Genomic DNA, 7,146 nt, shown 5'->3' on the forward strand with positions numbered 1-7,146 from the left:
CCATTGGTTAGGCTTCATAGCTTGTTTGCCAGCGACCCTTGCCGTTCAAAATTGACGTTCATAACAGGAGACTCGATTGCGCTCCTGTGGTCTGCTTAGTCTAAACTCCAGTTCCCTAATGGTCGTGCAGAAACAACGGGCTAACAGCAGACGAACATTTGCTGATTGGTGTCGCGAAAAGGCTTCTTTGAGTCCTGAAGTTAAATACACTGTTGAGATGCTATTGAAAAAAGCAGAGACTACTGAGTGCGATGCGGCTAATCAGAGACTTTCGAGCCTTACTCAACTCTCGCTCTACTACATCAGCAACATCAAACCGCTAGAATCTTTTACTAACTTGAAGGAACTTAGCCTTCGAGCCAATAAAATCAGCGACATCAAACCGCTAGAATCTTTAACTAACCTGAAGGGACTCAATCTTTTCGGTAGTCAAATCAGCGACATCAAACCGCTACAATCCTTGACTAACCTGAAAAAGCTTAACCTTGTCAACAATAAAATCAGCAACCTCAAACCGCTACAATCCTTGACTAATCTGAAGGAACTCAACCTCGACAGTAATAAAATCAGCGATATCAAACCGCTACAATCTTTGACTAATCTGGAGGTGCTTAAACTCTCCAACAATTCTATCAGGGACATCAAACCACTCCAATCCTTGACTAACCTGGTTTTGCTCTATTTATACAACAATAAAATCAGTGATATCAAACCGCTACAATCTTTGAATGAACTGACTGAACTATACCTTGACCACAATCAAATTAGCGATATCAAACCGCTACAATCTTTGACTAACCTGAATGATCTCGGCCTCGGCAGCAATAAAATCAGCGACATCAAATCGCTACAGTCCTTGACTAACCTGACTGTGCTTTACCTCGACAGCAATCAAATCAGCAACATCAAATTTCTCGAACCTTTAACTAACCTATTTTTGGTCAACCTCAACAACAATTCTATCAGGGACATCAAACCCCTACAATCCTGGAATAAATTGTTTTGGCTCAGCCTTGACGACAATAAAATCAGCGACATCAAACCGCTACAATCCTTGACTAACCTGCAAAAGCTCTACATGAGCAACAATCAAATCAGCAACATCAAAGCCCTAGAATCCTTAAGTGAACTGACTGAACTCTACCTCAGCGGAAATCCGATCGCTCCCAAAACTTGCCCGCTCAAGCCAGAGTCTATCTGTAAGTGGGAACCCTGAAATTAAGTAGGTAGGCGGGATTAAGTGGCGAGGAAGCTTGGGGAGAAGCCGGACTGACTGGCAAAGTTTTGCCTGCTTTACTGGGAACCTATGAGTATCCGAAGTGGGGAGGTATCTGCCGAGTTGAGGAAGTTTTACTGCAAGTAGAAATAGCGGGGAAATTGGCCGGAAGCTAAAAAGAGAAAACGGGAACGGGTAAGTATTAATAAAGCAGTTAAGCGGGTTTAGGAAGCAGAACTTAAAAAAATATTGGGAACTTAGCTAATACGTTACAAATCCTTGGCTAGTAACTAAAGGGACACATAAACTTAAGTTTAATTATATATTTCTATCTATCTGTATCCTAGATAACAGCTCAAGAGTGCCTGAACGAGCACAATCAATGGTCAGAAACTTACTGTTTCTCAAAAAAATTGTATTTTTCTTAAATGTAAATTAATTTAAGAGTCTAAATCATGCGGATTCTGTTAGTAGAAGACGATAGCCAATTGGTAGCATCTCTGAGTGAAGCCCTTGTGGTGCAGCGGTATCTTGTGGATTCAGCAAGAGATGGTGAGTCTGCTTGGGATAAAGCTCAGGCGATTGTTTATGATTTGATTTTGATGGATGTCACGCTACCAAAATTGGATGGTGTGCGTCTATGTCAAAGATTGCGCGATCGCGGCTATTTTTCTCCCGTTCTCATGCTTACCGCTCGCGATAGAAGCCTGGATAAAGTGATTGGCTTAGATGCGGGCGCAGATGCTTACATGGTAAAACCGTTTAATTTACAAGAGTTGCTGGCTCAAATTCGGGCCTTACTGCGTCGCGGACAGTCGGGAACTCCCCCTATTTTAAAATGGGGTGATTTGTCCTTAGATCCTAGTAGTTATGAAGTTATCTATGAGCGATCGCTGATTCGCCTTACGCCTAAAGAATTTGCTTTGCTAGAAGCTTTAATGCGATATGGAAAAAAAGTTTTGAGTCGAGCTGCACTGATCGAACAAGTTTGGACATGGCAAGAGTCGCCTGAAGAAGATACGATTAAAACTTATGTCAAGAATTTGCGGGCAAAACTTAAAGATGCAGGAGCGCCAAATGACTTGATTGAAACTGTTCGCGGTGTGGGATATCGCTTAAAAACTGTCGATTAATTGCTGATTACTAATAGTTTGTTATTGCTTTTGTCAAGAAATCCTCATATTCTCCCCGATTTCTCCACGAAAGCTTCCCCCGAATCCACCCACTAATCCTATATGCTGATCGATAACTAAATTTATCGTATTGAGGGCTTACGCACAGCCATGACTGAAGCTAGGTTTTTACTTTGAGATTGATGGCTTTCGATCGCCACTTTTAGCCGATAACTGTGATTTTTACGTAACTTTTAAATACGATAAATCGAAGTTTTGTATCTTATGATGCAATTTTACGACCAAATCACTTGCTTGTCAAGAGGAAAAACCATGAAGATCCGGAGACGATATTTTATACAATTGAGTGCAGGAGCAGCAATTACGATCGCTACTCACGGCTGTACTCAACCTCAAGCTCAAACTCCCGCAAACGCAAATGCTCCAAGCCGTTCCGAGAATCCCGGTAAAATTTCCATTGGATTCTGGCCCGTCGCCTCTGGTTTACCTTTGTTTGTAGCCGAGAAAAAGGGTTACTTCAAAGAAGCTGGTTTAGAAGTAGAAGTAATAAAATTTGCCTCGCCCAACCAAGTCGCAGAAGCGCTAATTGCCGGCCGACTTCAAGGCACAGGAAATGGAGTAGCCAGCGGCGTGTTAGGACTTTCAGAAATTACCTCACCAGGATTGTTCAAAATTATTGCAGCTAACCCCAGTAATGTTGATTACAAACTCGATCAAGTCATAGTAGGAAAAAATAGCCAGATTCAAACAATCACCGATTTAAAAGACAAGAAATTTGCCACGGGCCCAGGAGCGCAAAATCTCGCGATCGCCCAAGCAATTCTCGCCGCCGCTGGCGTAAAAAATCCTCAAATTCAGCAAATAGAAATTCGGCAACATCTTGGCGCAATTGAATCGGGACAAATTGATGCAGTTTACACCTTAGAACCAACAGGTACAGTGGGTGAGGTTAAAGGCATTACCCGCATTCTCGAAAATGGAGTTGTTTCTAAATACATTTTAGGCGACCCCAAAGCTCCTTGGTTTGGTGGTGCAGCGGTACTCAGTACCAAATTTATTCAACAATATCCAGCTACTACCAAAACTTACATAGAAGCATATCGCCGCGCCATTGACGATATTAAGAATAAACCCGATGAAATGCGTCAATATCTCGTAGGTTCCACCGCCATCGAAGGCGAATTAGTGCAAAAAGTTCCTCTGGTAGGATACACGATGTACAACCAATTTAAGCCAGAAGATATTAGCTACTTCCAAAAATATTTTGAGTTTCTCACGGAGAAGAAAGTCTTTGCCAAACAAGTCGATGTTGCCAGCTTGTTGTACAAACCTGTCTCATAATTTGTGGAGAATTTTGCTAAATGATGCTAGATCCCCTAACTATCCCAAGTATTGCCCCACCCGAACACTTCATTTCTGTAAAGGGATTGTGCAAATCCTTTGGTGGACAACCGCTTTATCAAGACTTTAACGTTGATTTACCGAACAATCAATTAGTTTCAATTTTTGGCCCTAATGGGTGTGGAAAATCTACACTCATTAATATGATTAGTGGTTTAATTCCCATCGATCGCGGTGAGATTCGGATTCATGGCAAACCAATTCGTCGGGCCAAAATTGGGTATGTATTTCAAAACTATCGGGATTCAATGTTTCCCTGGATGAGCGCATATAACAATATTGCCTATCCACTGCGGGTTAAAGGAATACCAGAAAAGGAATGTCGCAATCGCGTCGCCAGTCTCATCGACACTTTCAATATTCGCCTCGATCTGAAACGTTATCCCTATAACTTCTCCGGCGGACAACAACAATTAGTTTCTATTCTACGAGCACTAATTGCCGAACCAGAAGTATTATTTCTTGATGAACCCTTCTCCGCCTTGGACTTTGAAACCACCCTCTTTGTACGAGACAAACTCCAAGAAATTTTCATGGCAACTTCCATTCCCATGTTAATGGTAGTTCACAACTTAGAAGAAGCAGTATTTTTAGCAGATACAGTGCTACTTTTAAGTAAACGTCCAACTCATTTAGTGGAAGCAGTACCTTTCACAATTTCCCGCCCGCGTACCCCCGATACGCTTACCTCTCCTGAATTCATAGAGGTCAGCCGTTACTGTTTAGAAATCTTTCGTCAGGAGATGCGGAAATGACTACTTCTAGTATCGAATCTAATAGTTCAGCGCGAAATTTTTCCTTCAATCGTTTTTTGCCATTCATTGGAGTATTTGTACTCTTTGGCGTTTGGTGGTTAATTTCGATTTCTGGTGCGGTTAACCCTGTCTTACTACCCACACCAGTTGCGACTATTGGCACTTTAATTACTGGTATCTTTACTGGTGCAATGTTGCCGGATCTAACCGCTACTGTGTTACGAACCTTTAGCGCATTCTTGATGGCTGGTATTGTGGGAGTTCCTGTTGGTGTGGCTTTAGGTAGTTCTGAAAAACTCTATCGCAGTGTGGAATTTTTAATTGATTTTTTCCGTTCTACACCTGCTAGTGCTCTAATTCCACTGTTCATTCTTTTCTTTGGAGTGAGTGACTTTTCTAAAGTAGTAATTGCTGCTTTTAGTGCATTTTTACTGATTGTATTTAACAGCGCTTATGGCGTAATAAATGCAAAACAATCCCGAATTTTAGCGGCTAAAGTAATGGGCGCCAACCCTTGGCAAGTATTTAAAGATGTTTTGCTGATGGAAAGCTTGCCTCAAACCTTTATTGGCCTGCGTAGTGGCATCAGTATTTCACTGGTAATTGTGATTGTGGCAGAAATGTTTATTGGCACTGAACAAGGACTGGGAAAACGAATTATTGATGCTCAACAAATTCTCAACGTAAAGGATATGTATGCCTCCATTCTGGTGACAGGGATTTTGGGCTACTTCCTAAATATGCTGTTTTTATTGGTTGAAAAACGTTTCATTCATTGGAGTGGGAAATAGCTACCATACGTTCACTCTAAAGGTAATTTGACAGTTACAGTTGTACCTCGTTCTTCTTCGCTTGCGATCGTCCACTCTCCCCGATGTAATTCAACACAAGTTTTAACCACCGCCAATCCCAAACCGCTTCCCGTTACTTCTCCGACATTGCTGCCCCGATAGAATGGCTCCCGAATCCGGGTGCTATCCGAGGTCGGAATGCCAATACCGCAATCGCATATTTCCATAGTCGCCTTAGTTTCATTACAGCTTAAGTCAAACTGAATCCGAGCATCACAAGCCGAATATTTGGCAGCATTAGAAAGTAAATTAGTGAGGAGAGATTGCAGTAGTTTTTTGTCTAAAAAAGCTTTAGTATTTGGACACTTGCTCGTAAATTCAATTCTTTGACTGACCCCCATTTGCATCTCATCTACCACTTGCTGACAAAAGCATTCTAAATCCAATAACTCTGGATTAAATTCCAGTTGCCTAACTTCCGCCCTTGTCAACATTAACAAATCCGCAATTTGCTGGCTCATCCGCTTCGCTGTCAAATTAATTCGCTGAATATTTGCCTGTTTCTGTTTCTCAGTTAATTGATGATAGTTAATCTGCAAAGATTCACTAGAAACTAAAATAGTGCTTAGAGGCGTTCGTAATTCATGAGATGCCATAGAAAAAAAACGAAACCTTAAATCACCTAGATTTTTTGTTGCCTCTAGTTCACGATTTAAGGTATACAGAAATATTCCTAAACCTGCCGTCAGGAAAAACCCACTAATCAGAGTATAAATTGCCCCATCTTGCGTTTCCATCTGATAATTTACCGAAGGTGAAAAAGCTATCACCCATTCCCGCTGTCCAATAGTTAAAGTTTGTTGGCAGTCCGCTGGTGATGGACAAAGCTCGGATTTAATTAAAGTTGGTTGGGGTTTTTCCTCACGAGTGGTCACTTCTTTCTTCACAGCGTCATACCGTCCTAGAAATTGCTCTCCAGCCCTAGAACTGCGGTCGTGAACTGTAAAATCAATCTCATACTGCAAATTGTGTAATGCTCCTTCAACCACATCTGATACGCGAAACACGCCGAGCAAAACCCCATTAAATTGCTGGCGACGCAGTGCTATTGATTCGGGAATTTTGTGCCGTTCATAAATTGGTAAAAATATTAAAAAACTAAACTGATTGCGCCTTTCCTGAACTAACTTAATGCGCCCCGTTGCGGTAGTTTTGCCCGTATCTGTTGCCTGAGAAATTGCTGTTGCACGGGTTATATCTGAGTTAAGATCGTATCCCAAAGCGAATTCGTTACCCGTAAACGGCTCTATATATGTAACAGGTAGATAGTACGGACGTTTTGCGGCTCTCACCAAATTTCTAGATTCCCCTAATTCAGTAATTTGAAAGTTTTTATAACCTTCTAAACGGATGTTTCGTTCATAGGCAAAACGTTCTGTTTCTTTAATTAAGGGGGCCCATTCTAAAGCTTGAATACCAGGGTAAGCCTGGAGGGAACGCTCTACAAAAGCTACAAATTTTTGACGGTCTACTGGTCGTTGAACTACTGCATAATAATCATCAATAAATGCCAGCATATCTGTATATCGGTTAAGACTACGCTGGAGGGCTGTCCCTAAATTTTCAATCTGCCTTTGAAAGCGTAGTTGCCGATTAGATACCTCCCATCTACTCACAAATAATGTAACTAAAACGGACACTCCTACACCCACAGTTATCGTCAAAACTAATACAATGCGCTGTTCAAGAAAAGCTTTTAGCATATTATAGCTCAGGGTGCATCTCAGTTTTGCACATATATCAAGTGGAAAGTTGACCATTGAGATAAGCACAGCGCAGAGAAAGGATAG

6 protein-coding genes are annotated in these 7,146 nt (G+C 41.5%); 5 read left to right on the forward strand and 1 reads right to left on the reverse strand.

Features of this window, described 5'->3' with window-relative positions:
* Positions 1–118 precede the first annotated feature (118 nt).
* The 5 genes from QUA47_RS29600 (at position 119) to QUA47_RS29620 (ending at position 5,296) form a co-directional block, all read left to right on the forward strand.
* Positions 119–1,216: a leucine-rich repeat domain-containing protein gene (locus QUA47_RS29600; RefSeq protein WP_333433438.1), complete on the forward strand. Its 1,098-nt coding sequence runs from the start codon at positions 119–121 to the stop codon at positions 1,214–1,216.
* A gap of 455 nt (positions 1,217–1,671) precedes the next feature.
* A complete protein-coding gene (locus tag QUA47_RS29605) occupies positions 1,672–2,349 on the forward strand; it encodes a response regulator transcription factor (RefSeq protein WP_333433439.1) in 678 nt (225 codons plus the stop codon).
* Positions 2,350–2,661: 312 nt separating this feature from the next.
* Positions 2,662–3,690 carry an ABC transporter substrate-binding protein gene (locus tag QUA47_RS29610; protein ID WP_333433440.1) on the forward strand — a complete coding sequence of 343 codons (1,029 nt, stop codon included), beginning with the start codon at positions 2,662–2,664 and terminating at the stop codon, positions 3,688–3,690.
* Positions 3,691–3,710: 20 nt separating this feature from the next.
* Positions 3,711–4,505 carry an ABC transporter ATP-binding protein gene (locus QUA47_RS29615; protein ID WP_333433441.1) on the forward strand — a complete coding sequence of 265 codons (795 nt, stop codon included), beginning with the start codon at positions 3,711–3,713 and terminating at the stop codon, positions 4,503–4,505.
* A complete protein-coding gene (locus QUA47_RS29620) occupies positions 4,502–5,296 on the forward strand; it encodes an ABC transporter permease (RefSeq protein WP_333433442.1) in 795 nt (264 codons plus the stop codon). The genes QUA47_RS29615 and QUA47_RS29620 overlap by 4 nt, the downstream gene beginning before the upstream one ends.
* A gap of 11 nt (positions 5,297–5,307) precedes the next feature.
* On the opposite strand, the gene QUA47_RS29625 is transcribed toward QUA47_RS29620, so the two are convergent.
* A partial coding sequence (locus QUA47_RS29625) for a CHASE domain-containing protein (protein WP_333433443.1) occupies positions 5,308–7,146 on the reverse strand: 1,839 nt, incomplete at its 5' end.

It is taken from the genome of Microcoleus sp. MON2_D5, from assembly GCF_036701905.1.
In the GTDB taxonomy this organism is placed as follows: Bacteria; Cyanobacteriota; Cyanobacteriia; order Cyanobacteriales; family Microcoleaceae; genus Microcoleus.